Origin of the sequence: Roseibium aggregatum (assembly GCF_014692675.1) — a bacterium.
In the GTDB taxonomy this organism is placed as follows: Bacteria; Pseudomonadota; Alphaproteobacteria; order Rhizobiales; family Stappiaceae; genus Roseibium; species Roseibium aggregatum_C.
The window spans coordinates 1-1796 of sequence record NZ_JABFCZ010000071.1; the positions used below are offsets into that span (position 1 = coordinate 1).

The following is a 1796-nucleotide window of genomic DNA, read 5'->3' on the forward strand; positions in this document are numbered from 1 at the left end:
AACCGCTTCAAGAACATGGAAACTTCTATCATCAGTCATAGGCGCAGACATAGAAACTGACACCGTAAGCTCCTCCGCTCCTTCAGTGTCACAACCTCTCGCCCATAACCTCATGCCGCGCTAGATGGGGTCGGCTTCGCGCTTACACTATCTGCGTGGCTACAACAGTCTTCTCGGAATGCTTGAGGATGAGCCAGGTCACGGCCTAGAGACGGTCTTGTCGCTGAGTTTAGAGGTCGCCGCTGATTTAGAACCTCGCTGGAGGCTCAGGTCCGATCGAGCGGACGCAAAGGGTTCTGAGCGGAACCTAAACTAGAAGGATAGGGTCGAACTTGCGCCAACGCGTCTAGGTGCAACGTCGGATTATAATCTCGCTTGGCGGCGCGGTTCCGTCCTTAGCAGGTTGAGCGAAGAGAAGCCGGATGCGTCGTTAGTACTCTCGCAGGCAGCGAGAGAGGCGCGCAAGAGCTTTGGCAATGATGCAGAGGCGCAACTGGGTGATGCATTAGCATCTGTCAAAAAGACTGCTGATGAACTCGGCATCCCGATTGGTGCAAAGGTGCAGGCACTTCTCGATACGCATTCGGTGTCGATCACCGGTGGCTCCATCGCATTGCACGATGAACATGGTGTTCCTCTGCGCGGCCTAGGGCTTGGTTCGACGCGTTTGCTTATTGCAGGGCTGCAGCGTGAAGTGGCGGCGCTTTCCTCTATTCTCTTGGTTGATGAAGTAGAAAACGGACTTGAACCGCATCGCATAATTCGGCTCCTGGGTTCTCTCGGAGCCAAGGAAGAAACGCCACCCCAGCAGGTCTTCGCAACCACGCACTCACCAATAGTTCTTCGAGAACTTTCAGCGGCGCAACTCCGAGTATTGCGTAGATTAGGCGACAAACACGAAGCACAGTTTGTGCCCGCTTCGGCGCAGGGGACACTACGCAGGGCGCCAGAAGCTTTTCTTGCTCCATCTGTTCTAATTTGTGAAGGCGCATCTGAGGTCGGGTTTGTACGGGGGTTCGATCTATATTGCACCGCTTTAGGCCAATCCTCGATTTTCGCTCGAGGCGTTGCTCTTGTAGATGGAGGCGGTAGTCATCCAGATCAATTGTACGAGCGTGCGATGGAATTTGCGAAGCTCGGATATCGCACAGCTGTTTTTCGCGATGCAGACATCCTTCCGACGCCGCAAATTGAAGCGGCTTTTCATCAAACCGGTGGCGGAACATTCACTTGGGACGGAGGGCAATGTCTGGAAGCAGCGATAATCAACAACGTAGGAGACGCGACGCTCTTGGCGATGTTGGAATATGCGGTCGTCGAACATGGAGAGGAAATGATTGCCGCGCATATTCAATCGGCCTCAGCTAATCAGGAGACCATCGAAAACTTGCGGGCGGTCATCCATTCGCCTCAACATACGATAACACCTGGACAGCGTGCTTTTCTCATAACTGCCTGCACCGGCAGGAAAAATCCGTGGTTCAAGTCGATTAGTCGGATGGAGCACCTAGCCAGCAATGTCTTAGCTTTAAACTTCGTAGATGCGAGCGAAGGCTTCCGGAACCGGGTCAATGCGCTACTCATGTGGGCGCAGGCGCCTCATGGCTGAAATCGATCTTTTGAGCATCGATCGTGGAAGCATTTCGGCGCCGGCAGGGTGCGGAAAGACGTACCCCTCCGGTGAAGGCCGTCTTGCTGGCGTAGGCTGAAGACTGCCAGTCCTAGTGATAGCACTAGGAGTAGTCATATGACCAAGCAGCATATCGAGGTGATCACGTCGGTGGAGCGACGCCGGC

At 54.2% G+C, this 1796-nt stretch carries 1 protein-coding gene; it reads left to right on the forward strand.

Annotation, left to right across the window (positions count from 1 at the left end; all coding sequences use genetic code 11):
* The first annotated feature begins 403 nt into the window (after window positions 1–403).
* Window positions 404–1609, forward strand: coding sequence for an ATP-dependent nuclease (locus tag HK439_RS26280; RefSeq protein WP_190294445.1), 1206 nt, complete (start codon window positions 404–406; stop codon window positions 1607–1609).
* Window positions 1610–1796 lie beyond the last annotated feature (187 nt).